Genomic DNA, 19,265 nt, shown 5'->3' with positions numbered 1-19,265 from the left:
TGATACGAATGATACGGGTAACATGCTGTGCTTGAAAATCACCTGGGCAGGCAAAATTTAAATTATGAGAAGCTGGTCAAATTATGGAGGGTTTTATTGCAGGAATGTAACAGAGGAATGTTGGCCCGGTTAGGTAGAAGGCCGGATAACGCGTTAACGCGACTATCCGGCATCAATGCCCGATGACGACGCTGATGTGTCTTATCGGGGCTGCGAATACTCTACTGGTCTGGTCGTTAGTAGTAAGAGTGCTCGCCACGCTGGTGTTCGGTTAAATCACGAACGCCCTTCAGTTCGGGGAATTCAGCCAATAGCTGTTTTTCGATACCTTCTTTCAACGTAACGTCGACCATTGAACAACCGTTACAGCCGCCGCCAAACTGCAGAATGGCGAAGCCTTCATCGGTAATTTCCATCAGGGAGACACGGCCACCGTGGCCAGCCAGCTGTGGGTTGATCTGCGATTGCAGCATGTACTCCACGCGTTCCATCAACGGCGCATCATCGGCAACTTTGCGCATTTTTGCGTTCGGTGCTTTCAGGGTCAGCTGAGAACCTAATTGGTCAGTGACGAAATCGATTTCTGCATCTTCCAGATACGGTGCGCTCAGTTCATCAACATATGCGGTCAGCAGGTCAAATTTAATGGCGGTGTCGGTTGCTTCCACGGCGTCCGGCGGACAATAAGAAACGCCACATTCAGCGTTAGGCGTGCCGGGATTGATCACAAATACGCGGATTTGTGTCCCTTCTTCCTGATTTGCCAGCAGTTTGGCAAAGTGCGCTTGTGCAGCATCGGAAATATGGATCATAGTAATGGCCTAATAGTTGACTATTTTACTTGGTTATAATACGCCCATCATCGAGGCTCTACAAGGTTCGACACAGGCACCATACCTGGACAGTCGCCGCGCCGTTGCGTAAAAGCAGCTGCGCGATTTCCGCGACGGTACTTCCGGTAGTGACGACATCATCCACAATAACCATATGGAGTCCCTGCACCGGCAATTCAAGGCAAAAGGCGTTTTTCAGGTTACGTTTGCGTAGCCGGGCGCTGAGATGGTGTTGTGTATCGGTCGCCCGCACCCGTGTTATGGCCTGGCTGTTCCAGTCACAGCCCAGCCAACGTGCCAAAGGACGGCATAGCAAGTCACTTTGATTAAATCCCCTGCGCCAATGACGACGTTGCCAGAGCGGTACGCTGATGAGCCTGTCTGGCAGGGGGGAACCGTGAGTGCGTCGGGCCTGCAATACCTCCAGCAACAGCAGACGTGCAAGCGCAGGGGCTATTTCGTTGCGTCGTGAAAATTTAAGCTGGTGGATAAGCCCTCTTACTGGAGGAACATAGTCGCTGACTGAAACCAGGCGCTGCCACGGCGGTGGTTTTTGTAGGCAACGACCACAGGGAACCGAGGTGTGAATGGCCGGTAGTCCGCACTGCGGGCACAGACTGTCGTGCTGGCGTATTGCCTGTGTGCAGACTGAGCAAATCCCCCAATGCCCCAACCTCAGCGGCATTCGGCATAGCCAGCATAATCCTGGTACTGTTAGCATAGAGACATCCTTGTTAGCTAAAAGAGAACAGTAACTGATGAATGACATCTGGTGGCAGACCCAGGGTTCGGGAAATTGCCATCTTGTGCTGCTGCACGGATGGGGACTGAATGCAGAGGTGTGGCATTGCATAAGCGAGGAACTGAGCTCGCATTTTACACTGCATCTTGTCGACTTACCGGGATTTGGCCGTAGTCAGGGTTTTGGCGCGATGTCGCTGGAAGAGATGGCTGAACGGGTATTAAGACAGGCGCCGAAGAAGGCTATCTGGCTCGGCTGGAGTCTTGGCGGGCTGGTCGCAAGCCAGGTGGCGTTAACGCACCCTGAGCGTGTTCAGGCGTTGGTGACCGTCGCGTCTTCTCCTTGCTTTAGCGCGCACGATGAATGGCCGGGCATTAAGCCGGAAGTGCTGGCAGGCTTCCAGCAGCAGTTGAGCGAAGATTTCCAGCGTACGGTGGAACGTTTTCTTGCACTACAAACGATGGGCACGGAAACGGCGCGTCAGGATGCGAGAGCGCTGAAGAAAACGGTGCTGGCTTTACCCATGCCAGACGTCGCGGTGCTTAATGGCGGACTGGAGATCCTGAAAACGGTCGATCTGTGTGAGCCGTTATGCTCTGTGGATATGCCTTTCCTGCGGATGTACGGTTATCTTGATGGTTTGGTTCCGCGCAAGGTTGTCCCGATGCTTGATGCGCAGTGGCCACTGAGCGAATCTTTAGTGTTTGCCAAAGCCGCGCATGCGCCGTTTATCTCACATCCTACAGAGTTTTGCGCCGCGCTGGTGGCGTTAAAACAGAAACTGAATTGTTTCTAAAGTAACGGATATCAGCGTAAACGCTTTATCCGGCCTGGACGTTTGCATCATTTGTAGGCCGGATAAGCGTAGCGCTATCCGGCAAAGAGCAGCTGATTAGCGCAAAGCCCACCACTCGCGCAGGCAGGCTTTACCTTCCGGGCAGCTTTTGCAGCTTCCGGACAGACACCCCTCGGCATCCTCCTGAATCCGCACCGCTTTGCCCATCTTTTCTAACTGATTCAGCATGGCGTCAATCATGGGCTGCGGGGTATGCAGCGTGTGGCTAATTTGCTTCGCCTCCATGCGCCCCCGCAGAGCCAGTAAATCACGAACCTGAATAAGCGATGCCATCGTCGATAACCTTAGTGGCAATCGCCAGTGGTGCTTGAACAGCAGGAATTTGCCGTCCTGTTGGTCGCCAGCAGCGCGAGGTCCACGTGGCTGCGAGCGCGACGTAGCAGACCCAGCAACACGATGTTAAACAGGATGACGGCTAAAATGCACACCAGGCTGTAGGTCGGGTGCTCTTTGTAGCTGACCGTCTGATAAAACAGCGTCGACAGAGAGTAGGCGATGTTCAAACCCCACAGAATCGAGAAGCTCATCCAGCCGCGGCTGGACTCACGTGCGATGGCGCCCATCACTGAAATGCACGGTACATACAGCAGCACGAAAATCAGGTAGCTGTATGCCGCAGCAGCGCTGCCGAATTTCTCGCCCATCACGCCCATTGCGCCGGTAGCCATCTCACCGTCACCTTTACTGGCTTCGATAGGGTTGGCCAGCACGCTCAGGCTGAAGGTGTCTTTCAGGCTTTGCCAGGTTTCATCCACCGCACCGAGCAGCTCGTCACCGAGGTGGAAATCTGCCGGATTGAACTCTTCTTCCTGAATATTTTCCGCGGTATAGAGCGTGTTAAGTGTCCCAACAACCACTTCTTTTGCCATCGCGCCGGTGAACAGACCGACGGTTGCCTGCCAGTTATCTTCATGTACGCCGATCGGTTTGAACACCGGCGTAATAACGCGGCTGACGGAGGCCAACGCGGAGTCGTTAATGTTGTCGACGATTTTTCCGCTCAGTGAGAAGCTGTTAAAGGCGCTGAGGAAAATACTGACGATGATGATGACTTTACCTGCACGCAGAACGAAGCCTTTCAGACGTTGCCAGGTTTGAATGATCAGACTCTTAATGTGCGGCACGTGGTACACCGGAAGCTCCATCACGAACGGTGTAGCTTCGCCACGCATGATGGTGTGTTTGAGCATCAGGCCGGTCAACACCGCCATGATGATACCCAGTACGTACAGCGAGAAGACCGCCAACGCGCCGTTCTGACCAAAGAACGCGGCGGCAAAGACAGCGAAAATCGCCAGACGTGCGCCACAGGACATAAACGGTGCCATCATGATGGTCATCAGACGCTCACGCGGGGCGTCCAGCGTACGTGCGCCCATCACTGATGGTACGTTACAGCCAAAGCCGACGATCAGCGGGACGAACGATTTGCCCGGCAGTCCCAGCGCCTGCATTAGTCGGTCCATCACAAACGCGGCGCGTGCCATGTAACCTGAGTCTTCAAGGAAGGAGAGGAACAGGTACATCATGCCGATTTGCGGTACCAGCGGCAGGACGGTGTTAATCCCGCCGCCAAGGCCCTGGGCCAGGAAGATGGTTAGCCAATCCGGGAAATGTAGCGTATAGCCAATCCACTGAATACCATGGATAAAGAGCGCTACGGAGCCAACATCAAACAACGGTTGCAGCGCGCCGCCAATGTTGATGGCGAGCAGGAACATCAGGTACATCACGAACAGGAAAATCGGCAGACCGAGGAAGCGGTTGAGGATAATTTTATCTACCGCGGTGGTGAAACGGCTCGGCTCTGCCGTCAGGGTATTACTGACGGTATCGCAGATAGCGGCAATGCACTGGTAACGCGCATCGGCAATATGCAGCGCCGGGTCGTCCATTGTTTCGCTCAGACGTGCAACGGCAGCATCCAGATTTTGCGCGGCATCACCGGCGTAAGCACGGCTGTAGATATCGCCTTCCAGCATCTGCAGGCCCAGCCAGCGGCGCTGTTTAAGCGGCATATCTTTAGCCATCGCATCGGCGAGGGTATCAGCTTCTTGCAGCAGTGGCTGGGCATAATGGACCAGCTCGACGGTGTCGTTTTCTTTGTAGCGATCGATCGCCAGCTTCAGTGCTTCAATGCCCCGGGCGCGGGTGGAAACCAGCGGAACCACCGGGCAGCCAAGACGAGCGGAGAGGGCGTCGATATCGATACGGATTTGCTGTTTCTCAGCAATATCCAGCATGTTCAGTGCGACGATGCAGGGAATACCCAGCTCAAGCAGTTGCAACGTCAGGTAGAGGTTGCGTTCAAGGTTTGAAGCATCGACCACGTTGATCAACAGATCCGCATCACCGCTTAAAATGTAGTGACAGGCAATTTGCTCATCGAGAGAGGTTTGAGATGAGATCGTCGTCAGAGAATAGGTGCCGGGTAAATCGACCAGCGTGACCTGATGGTCAGTGGTCGCGAAATGACCTTCTTTACGCTCGACGGTCACACCAGCCCAGTTACCCACACGCTGGCGCGCGCCGGTGAGCTGGTTGAATAAAGTTGTCTTGCCGGAATTAGGATTACCAATTAAACCAATGGTTAGTTTTTTCATTTTTATAGACTCACTGTATTAACAGGAAACCGCTTCCACTTCTAATAACGCCAGATCCTTCTTACGCAATACCAGACTTACACGACGCGTTTCAATATGGATAGGATCGCCGAGCGGGGCGACGCGAACCACATTGAAGGACGACCCGGGCAGCATGCCGAGGGATAACAGTTTCTGTCGATAAGCCGGGCTGATTTCACGAGCAAAACCGGTAATTTTCCACGCACTGTCAGGAGTGAATTGCATAGGGACCTACTTATATCTCGCTAACTGGATGATTACCTCATGGGGCGACAGGGCGGCATGAGACCAGATGATTAGCCAACGTAAGGAAAGAGTAAATAATCAACAGAACAATGATAATGAGAATGGTTTCTATCATCAATAGAATAAGTGTGACGGAATGTGGAATTAGATAATAATTTGCGCCAATTTTGATATGCCTCAACATTTATTCTGGTTTGGAATAGATTATTTGGGGCCGTAATTATTGACATTCTTAATGTTTAATTAAGGTTTCATCTGTTAATGAAGTGATAAATATATTGTAAGAAAAAGCGGGAAATAGATTAAATATGCCGGATGGTGATGTTTCAGCGCCTTATCCGACATACACATTAATTGGGCCAACCCGGCCGGACAGGGCGTTTACGCCGCCATCCGGCACATGGTTTAAACTTAGCGCTTTTTACCCATTGCCGCCGCCAGCGCATCCATCATCGCGCTGTTGCCCGCAGGCTGTGCCTCACGACCACGCGGTTTCGCCGCTTTTGGTGCCGGGCGATTGCCCTGAGTGCGTTCGTTATTCCCACCGCCGCGACGCGCATTGGTTTCGCCCGGCTGCTCGTCCAGACGCATGGTCAGCGCGATACGCTTACGCTGCAGGTCAACTTCCAGCACTTTCACCTTCACAATGTCGCCCGCTTTCACCACGGTGTGTGGATCTTCGACGAACTTATTCGACAGTGAAGAGATATGCACCAGACCATCCTGATGAACGCCGATATCAACAAACGCGCCGAAGTTGGTGACGTTGGTGACTGCGCCTTCCAGAATCATTCCCGGCAGCAGATCGTTCATGGTTTCTACGCCATCGGCAAACTGCGCGGTTTTAAACTCAGGACGCGGATCGCGGCCCGGCTTTTCCAGCTCTTTGATGATGTCGGTGACGGTCGGCACCCCGAAGCGTTCGTCGGTGAAGTCGGACGCTTTGAGATGACGCAGCGCGTCGCTGTTGCCCATCAGGTCACGCAGCGATTGCTCGGTGGCGGCCAGAATGCGTTCCACTATCGGGTAGGCTTCCGGGTGAACCGTGGAAGCGTCCAGCGGGTTGTCGCCGTGGTTGATACGCAGGAAGCCCGCGCACTGTTCAAAGGCTTTTGGCCCCAGACGACTGACTTTTAGCAACTGCTGACGGTTCTGGAACTGGCCGTTCTCATCACGCCAGGCGACGATGTTTTGCGCCATCATGCGGGTCAGGCCGGCAACGCGGGTCAGCAGGGGGACGGAGGCGGTGTTCAGATCAACGCCGACGGCATTTACGCAGTCTTCCACCACCGCATCCAGCTTACGGGCAAGCTGGGTCTGGCTAACGTCGTGCTGATACTGGCCCACACCGATAGATTTCGGGTCGATTTTCACCAGTTCAGCCAACGGGTCCTGCAGACGGCGAGCAATAGATACTGCGCCACGCAGCGACACATCGAGGTCCGGGAACTCCAGCGCCGCCAGTTCAGAGGCAGAGTAAACCGATGCCCCGGCTTCACTGACAATCACTTTCTGTGCGGTCACTTGCGGGAATTGCTTCTGTACGTCGAGGAAGAAACGTTCGGTTTCGCGCGACGCCGTACCGTTACCAATGGCTACCAGCTCTACGTTGTACTTCTCACATAACGCTGCAACGGCAACGGCGGCTTTGGCAGCCTGACCGGTATGTGGATAAATAGTGTCGGTGGCGACCAGCTTGCCGGTACCGTCAACAACAGCCACTTTTACACCGGTACGCAGGCCCGGATCGAGACCCATTGTGGCGCGCAGTCCGGCCGGGGCCGCCATCAGCAGGTCGTGCAGGTTACGGGCAAAGACGTTGATTGCTTCATCTTCCGCGCGTTCGCGCACAGTGCCCATCAGTTCGGTTTCGAGGTGCATCAGCACCTTAATGCGCCATGTCCAGCTGACAACGCCTTTACGCCAGCTGTCTGCCGGTGCGTTGTTCAGTCGCAGGCCAAGGTGATCCTGAATGATTTGCTCGCCGTGGCTCTCTTTCGGTGGCTCATCGAACTGCGGATCGGCATTTAGAGACAGCTGTAAGATGCCTTCGTTACGGCCGCGGAACATAGCCAGCGCACGGTGAGACGGCACGGTAGAAATCGGTTCGTGGTGATCGAAGTAGTCGCGGAATTTCGCGCCTTCCTCTTCTTTACCGCTTACCACGGTGGAAACCAGATGCGCGTTTTTCCACAGGTAGTCACGCACTTTCGCCAGCAGTGCGGCATCTTCAGCGAAGCGTTCCATCAGGATGTAACGTGCACCGTCAAGGGCCGCTTTGGTATCCGCCACACCGTTGTCGGCGTTGAGGTATTTGGCCGCTTCTGTTTCCGGGTCGTGAGACGGCGCGTTCCACAACAGGTCTGCCAGCGGCTCCAGTCCGGCCTCAATGGCGATTTGCCCACGGGTGCGGCGTTTAGGTTTGTACGGCAGATAAAGGTCTTCGAGTTCGGTCTTACTTAACGTGCCGTTGATAGCGTTTGCCAGGTCGTCGGTCAGTTTGCCTTGCTCGCCGATAGATTTCAGGATCGCCTGACGGCGGTCTTCCAGTTCACGCAGATACCCCAGACGGGTCTCCAGATTACGCAGTTGCGTATCATCCAGACCGCCGGTGATTTCCTTACGATAACGTGCGATAAACGGCACGGTGTTCCCTTCGTCAAGCAGGCGAACGGCAGCTTCTACCTGTTCTGCACGAGCCTGAATTTCACCTGCGATAATGCGGCAGAAAGAATCATTCATCATGGATAGCTTCGTCTATAGGATAAAAAATCAGGGGATAGTTATACGGACTGACTGGCAAAAATGCCAGTCATCTACAGGGGCTTCGGATTGTTCCGGTCTCACTTCACGTATTCGATCTCATTGACGTACCAGCTGGCTTCCCCGGCAGGGGTGTTCACCACCGCGAGATCGCCGACCTCTTTTTTCAGCAGCGCACGCGCCATGGGGGAATCGATAGAGATGTAATCCTTACGGCCAAAAATTTCATCGTAGCCAACAATGCGGAATTTGCGGATATCGCCATTGTCGTTTTCAATCTCGACCCACGCGCCAAAGAAGACTTTGCCCTCTTGCTGCGGGGAGTAATCGACAATTTTCAGATTCTCCATGCACTTGGTCAAATAACGGACGCGACGGTCGATCTCGCGCAGGCGCTTTTTATTATACTGGTAGTCAGCATTTTCGCTGCGGTCGCCCAGACTTGCGGCCCAGGTAACCTTCTTGGTGACTTCCGGGCGCTCTTCACGCCAGAGATAATTGAGCTCTTGTTTGAGTTTTTCATACCCTTCACGGGTTATCAGGGGCGTTTTCATCTTATTGTTTTACCTTCGACTCTGTGATGATGCGCACAATTAGTATTACATGAGCATATCAACAGAATAAATAATGTATTGCGAGAAACATTGTATACTTAAGCTGCTGTTTAATATGCTTTGTAACAATTTAGCCTGGAATTCATACCAGAATTTGCTGGTGACTCACGCGAGCTTTCTTAAGAATATACACTTAATTGTTGCGAACCTTTGGGAGTAATAACAATGCAAGAGAACTATAAGATTCTGGTGGTCGATGACGACATGCGCTTGCGTGCGCTTCTGGAACGTTATCTGACCGAGCAGGGCTTCCAGGTTCGAAGCGTCGCAAACGCTGAGCAGATGGACCGTCTGCTGACCCGTGAGTCCTTCCACTTGATGGTTCTGGATTTAATGCTGCCAGGGGAAGATGGCCTGTCAATTTGCCGCCGCCTGCGCAGTCAAAGCAACCCAATGCCGATCATTATGGTGACGGCGAAGGGCGAAGAGGTTGACCGTATCGTTGGGCTGGAAATCGGTGCTGACGATTACATCCCGAAACCCTTTAACCCACGTGAACTGCTGGCGCGTATTCGCGCGGTGTTGCGTCGTCAGGCGAACGAACTGCCGGGCGCGCCTTCTCAGGAAGAAGCCGTTATCGCTTTCGGTAAGTTTAAGCTGAACCTGGGGACGCGTGAAATGTTCCGCGAAGATGAGCCGATGCCGCTCACCAGCGGTGAATTTGCGGTGCTGAAAGCGTTGGTAAGCCACCCACGTGAACCGCTGTCCCGCGATAAACTGATGAACCTGGCGCGTGGTCGTGAGTACTCCGCGATGGAACGTTCCATCGACGTGCAGATTTCTCGTCTGCGTCGTATGGTGGAAGAAGACCCGGCTCATCCTCGTTATATTCAGACCGTATGGGGTCTGGGCTACGTTTTTGTTCCGGACGGTTCTAAAGCATGAGGCGAATGCGCTTCTCGCCACGAAGTTCGTTTGCTCGCACGTTATTGCTTATCGTCACCTTGCTGTTTGCAAGCCTGGTGACGACCTACCTTGTGGTGCTGAACTTCGCGATTCTGCCGAGCCTCCAGCAGTTTAATAAGGTCCTGGCCTACGAAGTCCGTATGCTGATGACTGATAAACTGCAACTGGAGGACGGTACGCAACTGGTAGTGCCACCTGCATTCCGTCGGGAAATTTACCGTGAGCTCGGTATTTCCCTCTATTCCAACGAAGCCGCTGAAGAAGCGGGTCTGCGTTGGGCGCAACACTATGAATTCTTAAGCCATCAGATGGCGCAGCAGTTGGGTGGTCCAACGGAAGTACGTGTTGAGGTCAACAAGAGCTCGCCTGTCGTCTGGCTGAAAACCTGGCTGTCGCCCAACATCTGGGTACGCGTGCCGCTCACTGAAATCCATCAGGGTGACTTCTCACCGCTGTTCCGCTATACGCTGGCGATCATGCTACTGGCTATCGGTGGCGCGTGGCTATTTATCCGTATTCAGAACCGGCCGTTGGTGGATCTTGAACATGCGGCGTTACAGGTGGGGAAAGGCATTATTCCGCCGCCGCTGCGCGAGTATGGCGCCTCTGAGGTGCGCTCCGTTACCCGAGCCTTCAACCATATGGCCGCCGGCGTAAAACAACTGGCCGATGACCGTACACTGCTAATGGCGGGCGTGAGCCATGATTTACGCACCCCGCTTACGCGTATCCGTCTGGCGACGGAAATGATGGGTGAAGAAGATGGATACCTCGCGGAGTCTATCAACAAGGATATCGAAGAGTGTAATGCCATTATTGAACAGTTCATCGATTATCTGCGAACGGGTCAGGAGATGCCGATGGAGATGGCCGATCTGAACTCGGTATTAGGTGAAGTGATCGCGGCAGAAAGTGGTTACGAGCGTGAAATTGATACTGCATTACGTCCTGGCGTCATTCAGGTGAAGATGCACCCACTGTCTATCAAACGCGCGGTTGCTAATATGGTGGTTAACGCCGCCCGCTACGGTAATGGCTGGATTAAGGTCAGCAGCGGTATGGAACCGCATCGCGCCTGGTTCCAGGTCGAAGATGACGGGCCGGGTATCAAACCGGAACAGCGTCAACACCTGTTCCAGCCGTTTGTACGCGGCGATAGCGCGCGTAGCACCAGCGGCACGGGCCTGGGACTGGCGATTGTGCAGCGTATTATCGATAACCATAACGGTATGCTGGAAATTGGTACCAGTGAACGGGGCGGGCTGTCGATACGCGCCTGGCTTCCGGTGCCCTTCACGCGTGCGCAGGGGACAACGAAAGACGCGTAGAAAAGGGAGGCTAAATGCCTCCCTTTTTATTTCGCTAACCGCCTGATGTTGCTGCGCTTATCCGTTGCAGTAGGCCGGATAAGACGAAGCCGCCATCCGGCACTTTACAGCTTCGGACCGGCGCTGACTAACGCGGCGCCCGCAGGCGTGTCGGTGTACTTCTCGAAGTTCTCAATAAACAGTTTCGCCAGAGCATTGGCTTTTTCCTGCCACTGCTCCGGGGATGCGTAGGTATTACGCGGATCGAGAATACGTGTATCCACGCCCGGCAGTTCGGTTGGGATTGCCAGGTCAAACATCGGCAGACGGAACGTTTCCGCATCATCCAGCGACCCGTTCAGGATGGCATCGATAATGGCACGGGTATCTTTGATTGAGATACGTTTGCCGGTGCCGTTCCAGCCGGTGTTAACCAGATAAGCCTGTGCGCCAGCCGCCTGCATGCGTTTTACCAGCACTTCTGCGTACTGCGTTGGGTGCAGTGACAGGAATGCTGCGCCGAAACAGGCAGAGAAGGTTGGCGTTGGCTCAGTAACGCCACGCTCGGTACCAGCCAGTTTGGCGGTAAAGCCAGACAGGAAGTGATACTGCGTTTGATCGGCCGTCAGGCGAGAAACCGGTGGCAGTACGCCAAATGCGTCAGCGGTCAGGAAGATGACTTTAGTTGCATGGCCCGCTTTTGACACCGGTTTAACGATATTGTCGATGTGATAAATCGGGTAGGAAACGCGGGTGTTCTCGGTTTTGGAACCATCATCGAAATCGATGGAGCCATCTTCGCGCACGGTGACGTTTTCCAGCAGGGCATCACGGCGGATCGCGTTGTAGATTTCCGGTTCAGCATCTTTAGACAGTTTGATGGTCTTCGCGTAGCAACCGCCTTCGAAGTTAAATACGCCGTCGTCATCCCAGCCATGCTCATCATCGCCAATCAGGCGGCGTTTCGGGTCAGTGGACAGCGTGGTTTTACCGGTACCGGACAGACCAAAGAAGACTGCCACATCACCTTTTTCACCGACGTTTGCTGAGCAGTGCATCGATGCAATGCCTTTCAGCGGCAGCAGGTAGTTCATGACGGAGAACATACCTTTCTTCATCTCGCCGCCGTACCAGGTGCCGCCAATTAACTGAATGCGTTCAGTCAGGTTGAACGCCACGAAGTTTTCGGAGTTCAGACCTTGTTCTTTCCACTGTGGGTTAGTGCATTTTGCACCGTTCATCACGATGAAATCAGGTTTGAAATCAACCAGTTCTTCGTCGCTCGGGCGGATGAACATGTTTTTGACAAAATGTGCCTGCCAGGCGACTTCAGTAATGAAGCGCACGGAAAGACGGGTATCCGCATTAGCACCGCAGAAAGCATCAATGATAAACAGACGTTTGCCGGAGAGTTGATGGGTGACTAACCCTTTCAAATGCTGCCAGGTTTCCTGGGAAAGCGGTTTGTTGTCGTTCTTACCTTTACCTTTGTCGGACCACCAGAGCGTGTCTCGTGTGGTGTCGTCACGGACAATGTACTTATCCTTTGGCGAACGTCCGGTAAAGATACCGGTATCAACTGCAACGGCGCCCAGATTCGTTAACACGCCACGCTCATAACCTTCCAGGTTTGGATCAAGTTCTTCCTGATAAAGCGTGTCGTAGTCTGGATTGTAAACGATATCCTGAACGTCATTGATACCATAAGCCTTGAGATCTTGCGGGGTTAAACTGTTGTTCACACGCATTTCACTGCTCCTTAGCCAATATGTATTACCTGGAATAGTAAGGTTTTTTAGGGATTGCTAACCGCGACAAGGCTCATAGATTTACGCATTCGGTAATTCCACGAATAACCGAATACGCTGCGACTCCTGTCACAAAGAGGCGGATATTATGGCAGGAAACCCTTTTTTGTTGTGGAAAATGTTCTTAAAACGTTAATAGAGAGTGTTTTTGGCGGGAATCTTGTGAGTGTAATCGCATTCATGTAAGAAATAAACGTAACTCAAACATAAACAATATCGATTCACCTCGCGCAGCTGAGGTCCGAAATGGGCTGACGAATACTCATATTTGTGAAGTTGATGCGATAATTAGATTTTATCTTCTTTCTGGAAAACGACATGGACAGTGTTGAGCTTTCACCAACGACCCGCTGGGGCATGGTCTTTATCGGACTGCTACAAGGGTGTGTGTGCTACCTGCTGATGGCGTATCTTGCGCCGCAGAACAGTGACTGGCTGTTCTACGGGATGCCCGTAACGATTGCACTCTCCTCCGCGCTTTTGCTGACTGTCGTCTCATTTAAGCAACGTGCGCTATGGTGCTGGATGGCGCTGATCTGCGTGGTTGTGCTGGCGATGAGTGTGTGGCTGAAGTGGAGTGCGGCGGACAGTGACAGATGGCGACAGGATGACATTTTTTTTGCCTACGGTTGGCGCTTATTGTTGATGGCGATGCTGGCTTTGCCGTGGATTCAATATCAACTTCACGCCCGTCGTGAACAGGCTCGCTATCCACAGTTTTATACCTACCTGTGGCTTAACTCGCTGACGTTGCTGATCGCTTTTGTGGCCAACGGCCTGTTCTGGCTGGTGCTCCTGCTGTGGAGTGAAATGTTTCAACTGGTCGGAATCACTTTCTTCAACACGCTTTTCTTTGAGACTGACTGGTTTGTCTATCTGGCGCTTGGCCTGATCACTGCACTGGCAGTGGTGCTGGCGCGTACGCAGTCGCGCCTGGTTGCTGCGGTGCAAAAGTTGCTGACGTTCCTTGCCACAGGTTTACTCCCACTGGTTGCACTGTTAGCGCTGATGTTTATGCTGACCCTGCCTTTCACCGGACTGGATGCTATCTCACAGCGCGTGTCAGCGGCTGGCCTGATGTCCACGTTGACGCTGATCTTCCTGTTGCTGATGGCCATCGTGCGCGAGCCGCACAAAGAGGCGTTACCTTATCCTGGTGCATTACGTTATTTGATTAACGCTTCACTGGTTGTTGCTCCTCTCTATATGCTGATTGCCGGTTGGGCAATGTGGCTGAGAATTCATCAGTATGGCTGGACGCCTGAGCGGTTGTATGGCGCATTGGTGGTCTTTGTATTACTGGTGTGGTCCCTCGGCTACCTGGTCAGTATTTTGCGCGCGGGAGGCAACCCGCTCGATATTCAGGGAAAAGTCATTCTTGGCGTTTCGCTCCTGACATTGGGCCTGTTGATTCTGCTGACGTCGCCGGTCATTGATGTCTGGCGTATTAGCGTCAATAGCCATATGGGGCGCTACTACAGCGGGAAAATTACGGCTGACCAGGTCAGTCTGTATATGTTGGATCACAGCGGAAAACCCGGTCGCGCCGCACTAGAAGCATTACAAAAAGATGATGCGTTCAACAAAGACAGCAAACGCAGGCGTGATTTAAATGCCATTCTGCGAGGGCATCGCGATCCGGTAAATGAGCTGACGGCAACGCAGTTAGCGCCGAAGGTGATGATTGCACCGGGAAGCAAGAAGCCCGATGACGCGTTTTGGACGTTTTTAAAGGGACAACGCTACCGGATCGCTTCCTGTATCGAGCAGGATGCATGTGTATTGGTGGATCAGGATCTCAACGCGGATGGGCAGTCCGAGCAAGTATTGTATGCTTTTGGTGATGGGGAGAGTCTGGTCTTTGGCGTTAAGGAGAACAAATGGGTGTTGATTGCGACAGCCCGACTACCGGAGGGATTCAATAAAGAGCAACTGCTGCAGGCGCTGGCGAATCATCAACTGGATTCGGCCCCCAGAGCCTGGCGGGATATCACCATTAATGGCAAAAGACTGCCAATGACTTATTACAATGAGTGAATCTGTTGCCGGATGGCGGCGCGAACGCCGTATCCGGCCTACAACAGTTTTACCGTAGGCCTTAAAGCTGCGCGCCACCGGGCAAAACGGGGATTAATGCACCTGTGGATCGGCAGGGGAGGCGTTGCTGCGGATCTCTGCAATATCCATGGCGTTAAACAGATAGTGGCTACCGCAATAATCGCAGTGCATATCGATCTCACCTTCTTCTGCCAGAATGCTGTCAACTTCTTCATCCGGCAGCGTTTTCAGAGCGCCTGCGCAGCGTTCGCGTGAACAGGTACATTTGAACTCAACATCCTGCGGATCGTAGAGGGTGACTTCTTCTTCGTGGTACAAACGCCACAGAACTTCGTTGGCTGGCAGCGTCAGCAACTCTTCGGCTTTGATGGTTTCTGTCAGTGCAGCAAGGTGATCGAAATCATCTGCCTGTGCGTTTTGCGCTGGCATGACCTGCAACAGCATACCGCCAGCAGCAGGTTTACCGTCGACGTCGCCAGTACGGATAAACAGACGCGTTGGCAGCTGTTCTGAACGCATGAAGTAATCTTCCAGGCAGGCCGCCAGCGTGTCACCTTCCAGACCGACCACGCCCTGATAGCGTTCGCCTTCTTCCGGTGTAATGGTGATCACCAGGTAGCCGTTGCCAACCAGTGTTTTCAGATCGGCATCTTCAGGGATATCACCCTGTATACGAGCCACTCCGCGCATTTGCTGGTTGTTGTTGCCGTTAATTACCGCCAGGCTCAACGGACCGTCGCCTTGCAGTTGAACGGTGATATCACCGGCAAACTTCAGCGTCGCGGTCAGTAGACTGGTGGCAACCAGCAGCTCCGCCAGCACGGTTTTGACCGGCTGTGGGTAAGTATGATTTTCGAGGATCTGTTGCAGGGTTTGTGAAACGGTTACCAGCTCGCCGCGCACGGCAAAGTTTTCAAACAGATAACGATGTAATTGGTCATGTTGCGGCATAATCATCTCTCTTGCAGGTGACAGTCACTCGCTGTCGCCGTGTTTAAATCGTAACAGGTCGCGGCGCTCTTTTTTGTCCGGTCGCCTGTCCGGATGCGGCATGGTTAACGCGTTAAGTTTACGCGCCAGCGCCATTTTTTCGCGTTTTTCCACGCTTTCCGCGGTTTCTTCATACAGCATAACGGCTTCAGTTGCCGGGCGACGCTGCTCGCTAATGGCTTTAATAATGACCGTCCGTTCGTCATTACCCTGGCGCAGGGTGAGGGTCGCATTTAGCTCGACAATCTTACTCGGCTTGCTGCGCTGCCCGTTGTAATGCACCTTACCGCCTTCAACCATTTCGCGGGCGACTGCGCGCGTTTTATAAAAGCGTGCTGCCCACAGCCATTTATCCAGCCTGACTTCGACAAGGGGCTTCTCTTTCATGGCATCTCCTTCACATCAGTGAGGGGATCAGTCGGCGGTAGTCATTGAGTGACGGATGGCGTGCATACTGTTTTTCCGCTGTACCGGAGTCGGGATTGGTTACGCCGAGGCAGTAACGAATGCCGAATTGAGCAGCGGCGTCGAGAATGGGTTCGCTGTCGTCAATAAACAACGTCTTCTCTGCACTCATTCCCGTTTCTTCAGCGACAGCGTGCCATAACCGCTGATCCTCTTTGGGATAACCAAATGTGTGGGTGGAAAGTAATAAATCAAGGTGTGAGGCCAGACCGGTATGCTGAAGCTTCACCGCCAGGTTATGCGGATGCGCATTGGTGAGCAAAATACGACGTTTGCCGCTGGCTTTCAGGGCATCAAGGAACGGTACCGTATCTTCACGCAGTACGGCGCGCGGTCCCTGTGCGGTTGTCATAGCGCATATATCCAGACCCAGGCGTTCGCTCCAGTAATCCAGACAGTACCAGTTTAGCGTATGCTGTACGGTATGATACTGCTGACGAATAAATTCCTGGGCTTCCTGGGGAGAGATACCCTGTTGCGTGCCGTAGGTTTCCGGCACCAGTTTTTGCCAGAAATAGTTATCGAATGCCAGATCGAGCAGCGTACCGTCCATATCCAGCAGAACGGTGTCGACGTCCTGCCAGGCAATATCTATGTGCATGGAAACTCCCCAGAGGAAAACAAGATGCGCGACAGGGTAGCATATTCCGTCGCGCGGGCGTGTTATCGAATCAGGCTTTCTGGGGCCTCAATCAGCGTTGGATTCAGGCAACTCTCGTAATATTCCTGAATCTCCGTGATGCGGGAACGATGACGCTGGTAACGTCTAAATGCCTGAACGCTGTTGTAGATAGCGCATCCCAGCATGGAGAGCATCAGCAACGTGGTGCCAAGATAGCGCCATAAACCTGAACGATCCGGGATTCGGTGCAGGCCAATGTGCTGGGTACCGTTGGCGTCGGTCGAGATGTTGGTGACAATCCCTTCAGCGCGAAATGGCGTTTGCATAAGCATCTGGGCAAGACGCTGGAAGGCGTTCCATTGTTCTTGTGGCGGATAGTCGTACAACGAGGTCGCCGGCCAGGGCTGATCAACCAGGTCGCTGCCTTCGTCACTGATAATCAGGAAACCACCGGGGGCAGGGCTATTCAGTGCCTGAGCCGCCCGGGCGGTCTCGCGTGAAATGAACGGTGCCGTAGAGGTATTCACCAGGTTATCCAGTGATTCGGCGCTTACCGGGCGCAACAGCACATTTACACCATCCAGTTTCCCGGCGTTTGCTCGCTTAACGAGAGCGTTCCAGTCCTTACTGTTACCCAGGTTAACCAGGGCATTTTTCAGGCGTACGCATTCATCTTCGGCGGCACATAGATCGGCGGTTTTCAGGACAATATCGCCAAAATCATCCAGCAACACCATGCCGGACTTCTGAATGGCTGAGCGTAACGATGAGCTGACGCGAGAGTCATCGTCGGGTTTGGGGTGCAGTTGGCGATTAACGCTTTGGGTCAGCGCCGTCGCCTTATTGACCAGGTCGGACTCGGGCAGCGGCAGGGCGCGCGCGTCATTCCAGATAATCTGCGAACAATCAAATGGCATAAAAGGTGTCGCAGGTTGTGCGTTCCAGCTCCCCTGAGTATGGATGTTACACATCCCCGTGCCACTCAGATGCAGCGTATCGCCCACGCGTACGCCTGCCTTTTCCAGTTGCTTAACGCTGGTGGCCTCAATAGTTTGCGCCCCTTTCATCCAGGAAAGCGTAAGTTTAATCGGCATATCCAACGGGACCCAAAACAGCAGCATTAGCAATACCAGCAACGAACCGCTGGCAATGACGGCGCTGCGTAGCCAGTGCTGCAACGGGAAGTTTTTCACCTCGTCATGCAACGATAAAAAACGCCCCTGGCGGACAACATGGCGATCCAGATAGATATCAATATCCGTTTGCTGGCCAAGGTCCTGTGCAATGTAAGGCTGCCAATGTGGTGGATAAATCAGGTCAATAATACCCAGGGAGATATTATTAATTTGCTCCTGATCGTTTTCACCAAACAGCCCCCAGCGACGTGGCGTGCCACGCAGACAGTGGATTTCTCGTAAGGCCGTTTTAGACGGTGGTGCAAACAGGCCCCACAGACCCGCAGCCAGCAGCAACACTGCGCCACCGGCGGTCCACGGTACGAACGTGTCTGGCATGATTAAACAGAAAAAGAACAGCAGGAATGATGCGGCAATCAGTAACGCTTCGCGCAATCCCGACGGGCGGCTGAGCGCATACTCTTCATGCGTTTCCTGGCGAATATTCAGCAGTTCAATCTGCTCGCTTTCTTCACCGCGTATGGACGCCTGAGTAGACGCGGTATGCTGTAGCGCATAGCCACGCGCTTCCTGCATATACTCTTTCAGCGTGTGACCGTTCAACGAGATAACCAGCGGCAGCGTATTGGTGTGGATCAGCTCAACGCTGTTTTCATCATTGATGTATTGTTCCCAGAAGGGGGGCAAATGGACTTCGACGGAGTCGAGATAGTAGCGCCATTTGTTCGGATCGTCGGTGGTGATGCCATAGCGCGTAATTGAATGCGTTAGTACGATGACGCTATTACTTTGGGCATTCAGGGTTAACGATACCGGTGCCGAACTGGCACCTGTTGGGCCAGGCACCTGCTGAATTTGACTGAGGTTTTCGAGATAGTTTTCGACCGCACCACGTTCTTCAGGTGTTAGTTTACGCTTAGAGGCGTCAGAGAAGACGTTGCTCAACGGTAATTTTTGTTGTCTGAATTTTGATCTGAATCGCCACCCTGCAAGCAATGAGCAGGCCAGCAAAGCAGCTAAAAAAATCAGAATGGTGCTCATGCTTTCCCCATCTTACTTAGTCTGTCAGGCGTGGTCAGTCGCACCCTGTTCAATATTCGTGATTCTGTGGTTGGCTATCGGCAAGTGTGGAGTTGAACTTGAGCATCTTTAAGTACAGCCCAATAAATGCGAATAATAGCAAAATCACCAAAAACGGAATATCAGCAAATTCCTGGAGTTATTTCAACCTATTGACTTTTAATTTGAAATAGGGATTAACTTTTAGTACGTTACATAAATGTAAATAAACGGCA

At 53.0% G+C, this 19,265-nt stretch carries 16 protein-coding genes; 4 read left to right on the top strand and 12 right to left on the bottom strand.

Annotation, left to right across the window (positions count from 1 at the left end):
- Positions 1 to 236 precede the first annotated feature (236 nt).
- Positions 237 to 812, bottom strand: coding sequence for a Fe-S biogenesis protein NfuA (gene nfuA, locus NNO08_RS01340; protein WP_005121621.1), 576 nt, complete (start codon positions 810 to 812; stop codon positions 237 to 239).
- Between the two features lie 58 nt (positions 813 to 870).
- Positions 871 to 1,554, bottom strand: coding sequence for a DNA utilization protein GntX (gene gntX / locus NNO08_RS01335; RefSeq protein ID WP_271456025.1), 684 nt, complete (start codon positions 1,552 to 1,554; stop codon positions 871 to 873).
- Between the two features lie 37 nt (positions 1,555 to 1,591).
- On the opposite strand from gntX, the gene bioH reads away from it, so the two are divergent.
- Entirely contained in the window at positions 1,592 to 2,371 is a 780-nt protein-coding gene (gene bioH, locus NNO08_RS01330; RefSeq protein WP_271456024.1) for a pimeloyl-ACP methyl ester esterase BioH, read from the top strand.
- Positions 2,372 to 2,467: 96 nt separating this feature from the next.
- Here bioH and feoC read toward each other — a convergent pair whose 3' ends face one another.
- From feoC to greB, 5 genes are all read right to left on the bottom strand, one after another.
- Positions 2,468 to 2,704, bottom strand: coding sequence for a [Fe-S]-dependent transcriptional repressor FeoC (feoC, locus tag NNO08_RS01325; protein WP_271456023.1), 237 nt, complete (start codon positions 2,702 to 2,704; stop codon positions 2,468 to 2,470).
- An 11-nt stretch (positions 2,705 to 2,715) separates the two neighbouring features.
- Positions 2,716 to 5,034, bottom strand: a complete 2,319-nt coding sequence (gene feoB / locus NNO08_RS01320) for a Fe(2+) transporter permease subunit FeoB (RefSeq protein ID WP_271456022.1) — start codon at positions 5,032 to 5,034, stop codon at positions 2,716 to 2,718.
- A gap of 18 nt (positions 5,035 to 5,052) precedes the next feature.
- The gene (gene feoA / locus NNO08_RS01315) at positions 5,053 to 5,280 is read right to left on the bottom strand and encodes a ferrous iron transporter A (protein ID WP_003023519.1); all 228 of its coding nucleotides are present in this window, start codon (positions 5,278 to 5,280) and stop codon (positions 5,053 to 5,055) included.
- Between the two features lie 432 nt (positions 5,281 to 5,712).
- Entirely contained in the window at positions 5,713 to 8,046 is a 2,334-nt protein-coding gene (locus tag NNO08_RS01310) for a Tex family protein (protein WP_271456021.1), read from the bottom strand.
- Between the two features lie 98 nt (positions 8,047 to 8,144).
- Complete coding sequence (gene greB, locus NNO08_RS01305; protein WP_137383524.1) at positions 8,145 to 8,618, bottom strand: transcription elongation factor GreB; 474 nt, start codon at positions 8,616 to 8,618, stop codon at positions 8,145 to 8,147.
- Positions 8,619 to 8,843: 225 nt separating this feature from the next.
- Here greB and ompR point away from each other — a divergent pair, with 225 nt between their 5' ends.
- Together ompR and envZ are read left to right on the top strand one after the other, a co-directional pair.
- A complete protein-coding gene (gene ompR, locus NNO08_RS01300) occupies positions 8,844 to 9,563 on the top strand; it encodes an osmolarity response regulator transcription factor OmpR (protein ID WP_001157751.1) in 720 nt (239 codons plus the stop codon).
- Positions 9,560 to 10,912, top strand: a complete 1,353-nt coding sequence (gene envZ, locus NNO08_RS01295; protein ID WP_271441390.1) for a two-component system sensor histidine kinase EnvZ — start codon at positions 9,560 to 9,562, stop codon at positions 10,910 to 10,912. The genes ompR and envZ overlap by 4 nt, the downstream gene beginning before the upstream one ends.
- A gap of 104 nt (positions 10,913 to 11,016) precedes the next feature.
- On the opposite strand, the gene pckA is transcribed toward envZ, so the two are convergent.
- Positions 11,017 to 12,639 carry a phosphoenolpyruvate carboxykinase (ATP) gene (gene pckA / locus NNO08_RS01290; RefSeq protein ID WP_271441391.1) on the bottom strand — a complete coding sequence of 541 codons (1,623 nt, stop codon included), beginning with the start codon at positions 12,637 to 12,639 and terminating at the stop codon, positions 11,017 to 11,019.
- 378 nt (positions 12,640 to 13,017) lie between these two features.
- Between pckA and NNO08_RS01285 the strand changes: the two genes are divergently transcribed.
- A complete protein-coding gene (locus NNO08_RS01285) occupies positions 13,018 to 14,736 on the top strand; it encodes a DUF4153 domain-containing protein (RefSeq protein WP_271456020.1) in 1,719 nt (572 codons plus the stop codon).
- A gap of 93 nt (positions 14,737 to 14,829) precedes the next feature.
- Here the strand turns inward: NNO08_RS01285 and hslO are convergent, their stop codons facing one another.
- From hslO to igaA, 4 genes are all read right to left on the bottom strand, one after another.
- Positions 14,830 to 15,708, bottom strand: coding sequence for an Hsp33 family molecular chaperone HslO (gene hslO / locus NNO08_RS01280; RefSeq protein WP_005121631.1), 879 nt, complete (start codon positions 15,706 to 15,708; stop codon positions 14,830 to 14,832).
- A 24-nt stretch (positions 15,709 to 15,732) separates the two neighbouring features.
- Positions 15,733 to 16,134 carry a ribosome-associated heat shock protein Hsp15 gene (gene hslR / locus NNO08_RS01275; RefSeq protein ID WP_271441393.1) on the bottom strand — a complete coding sequence of 134 codons (402 nt, stop codon included), beginning with the start codon at positions 16,132 to 16,134 and terminating at the stop codon, positions 15,733 to 15,735.
- Positions 16,135 to 16,144: 10 nt separating this feature from the next.
- Positions 16,145 to 16,813, bottom strand: a complete 669-nt coding sequence (gene yrfG / locus NNO08_RS01270) for a GMP/IMP nucleotidase (RefSeq protein ID WP_271456019.1) — start codon at positions 16,811 to 16,813, stop codon at positions 16,145 to 16,147.
- A gap of 62 nt (positions 16,814 to 16,875) precedes the next feature.
- A complete protein-coding gene (gene igaA, locus NNO08_RS01265) occupies positions 16,876 to 19,011 on the bottom strand; it encodes an intracellular growth attenuator protein IgaA (protein ID WP_271441395.1) in 2,136 nt (711 codons plus the stop codon).
- Positions 19,012 to 19,265 lie beyond the last annotated feature (254 nt).

This window comes from Citrobacter sp. Igbk 17 (genome assembly GCF_028069775.1).
Taxonomy (GTDB): domain Bacteria; phylum Pseudomonadota; class Gammaproteobacteria; order Enterobacterales; family Enterobacteriaceae; genus Citrobacter.
The sequence above is the reverse complement of the archived record's forward strand: the minus strand, read 5'-3'. Positions and strand labels throughout refer to the sequence as shown.

Excerpts from the sequence above, each read along its gene's own strand:
- nfuA (WP_005121621.1), bottom strand. The coding sequence starts at position 812 with ATGATCCATATTTCCGATGCTGCACAAGCGCACTTTGCCAAACTGCTG.
- gntX (WP_271456025.1), bottom strand. The coding sequence starts at position 1,554 with ATGCTAACAGTACCAGGATTATGCTGGCTATGCCGAATGCCGCTGAGG.
- bioH (WP_271456024.1), top strand. The coding sequence starts at position 1,592 with ATGAATGACATCTGGTGGCAGACCCAGGGTTCGGGAAATTGCCATCTT.
- feoC (WP_271456023.1), bottom strand. The coding sequence starts at position 2,704 with ATGGCATCGCTTATTCAGGTTCGTGATTTACTGGCTCTGCGGGGGCGC.
- feoB (WP_271456022.1), bottom strand. The coding sequence starts at position 5,034 with ATGAAAAAACTAACCATTGGTTTAATTGGTAATCCTAATTCCGGCAAG.
- feoA (WP_003023519.1), bottom strand. The coding sequence starts at position 5,280 with ATGCAATTCACTCCTGACAGTGCGTGGAAAATTACCGGTTTTGCTCGT.
- NNO08_RS01310 (WP_271456021.1), bottom strand. The coding sequence starts at position 8,046 with ATGATGAATGATTCTTTCTGCCGCATTATCGCAGGTGAAATTCAGGCT.
- greB (WP_137383524.1), bottom strand. The coding sequence starts at position 8,618 with ATGAAAACGCCCCTGATAACCCGTGAAGGGTATGAAAAACTCAAACAA.
- ompR (WP_001157751.1), top strand. The coding sequence starts at position 8,844 with ATGCAAGAGAACTATAAGATTCTGGTGGTCGATGACGACATGCGCTTG.
- envZ (WP_271441390.1), top strand. The coding sequence starts at position 9,560 with ATGAGGCGAATGCGCTTCTCGCCACGAAGTTCGTTTGCTCGCACGTTA.
- pckA (WP_271441391.1), bottom strand. The coding sequence starts at position 12,639 with ATGCGTGTGAACAACAGTTTAACCCCGCAAGATCTCAAGGCTTATGGT.
- NNO08_RS01285 (WP_271456020.1), top strand. The coding sequence starts at position 13,018 with ATGGACAGTGTTGAGCTTTCACCAACGACCCGCTGGGGCATGGTCTTT.
- hslO (WP_005121631.1), bottom strand. The coding sequence starts at position 15,708 with ATGCCGCAACATGACCAATTACATCGTTATCTGTTTGAAAACTTTGCC.
- hslR (WP_271441393.1), bottom strand. The coding sequence starts at position 16,134 with ATGAAAGAGAAGCCCCTTGTCGAAGTCAGGCTGGATAAATGGCTGTGG.
- yrfG (WP_271456019.1), bottom strand. The coding sequence starts at position 16,813 with ATGCACATAGATATTGCCTGGCAGGACGTCGACACCGTTCTGCTGGAT.
- igaA (WP_271441395.1), bottom strand. The coding sequence starts at position 19,011 with ATGAGCACCATTCTGATTTTTTTAGCTGCTTTGCTGGCCTGCTCATTG.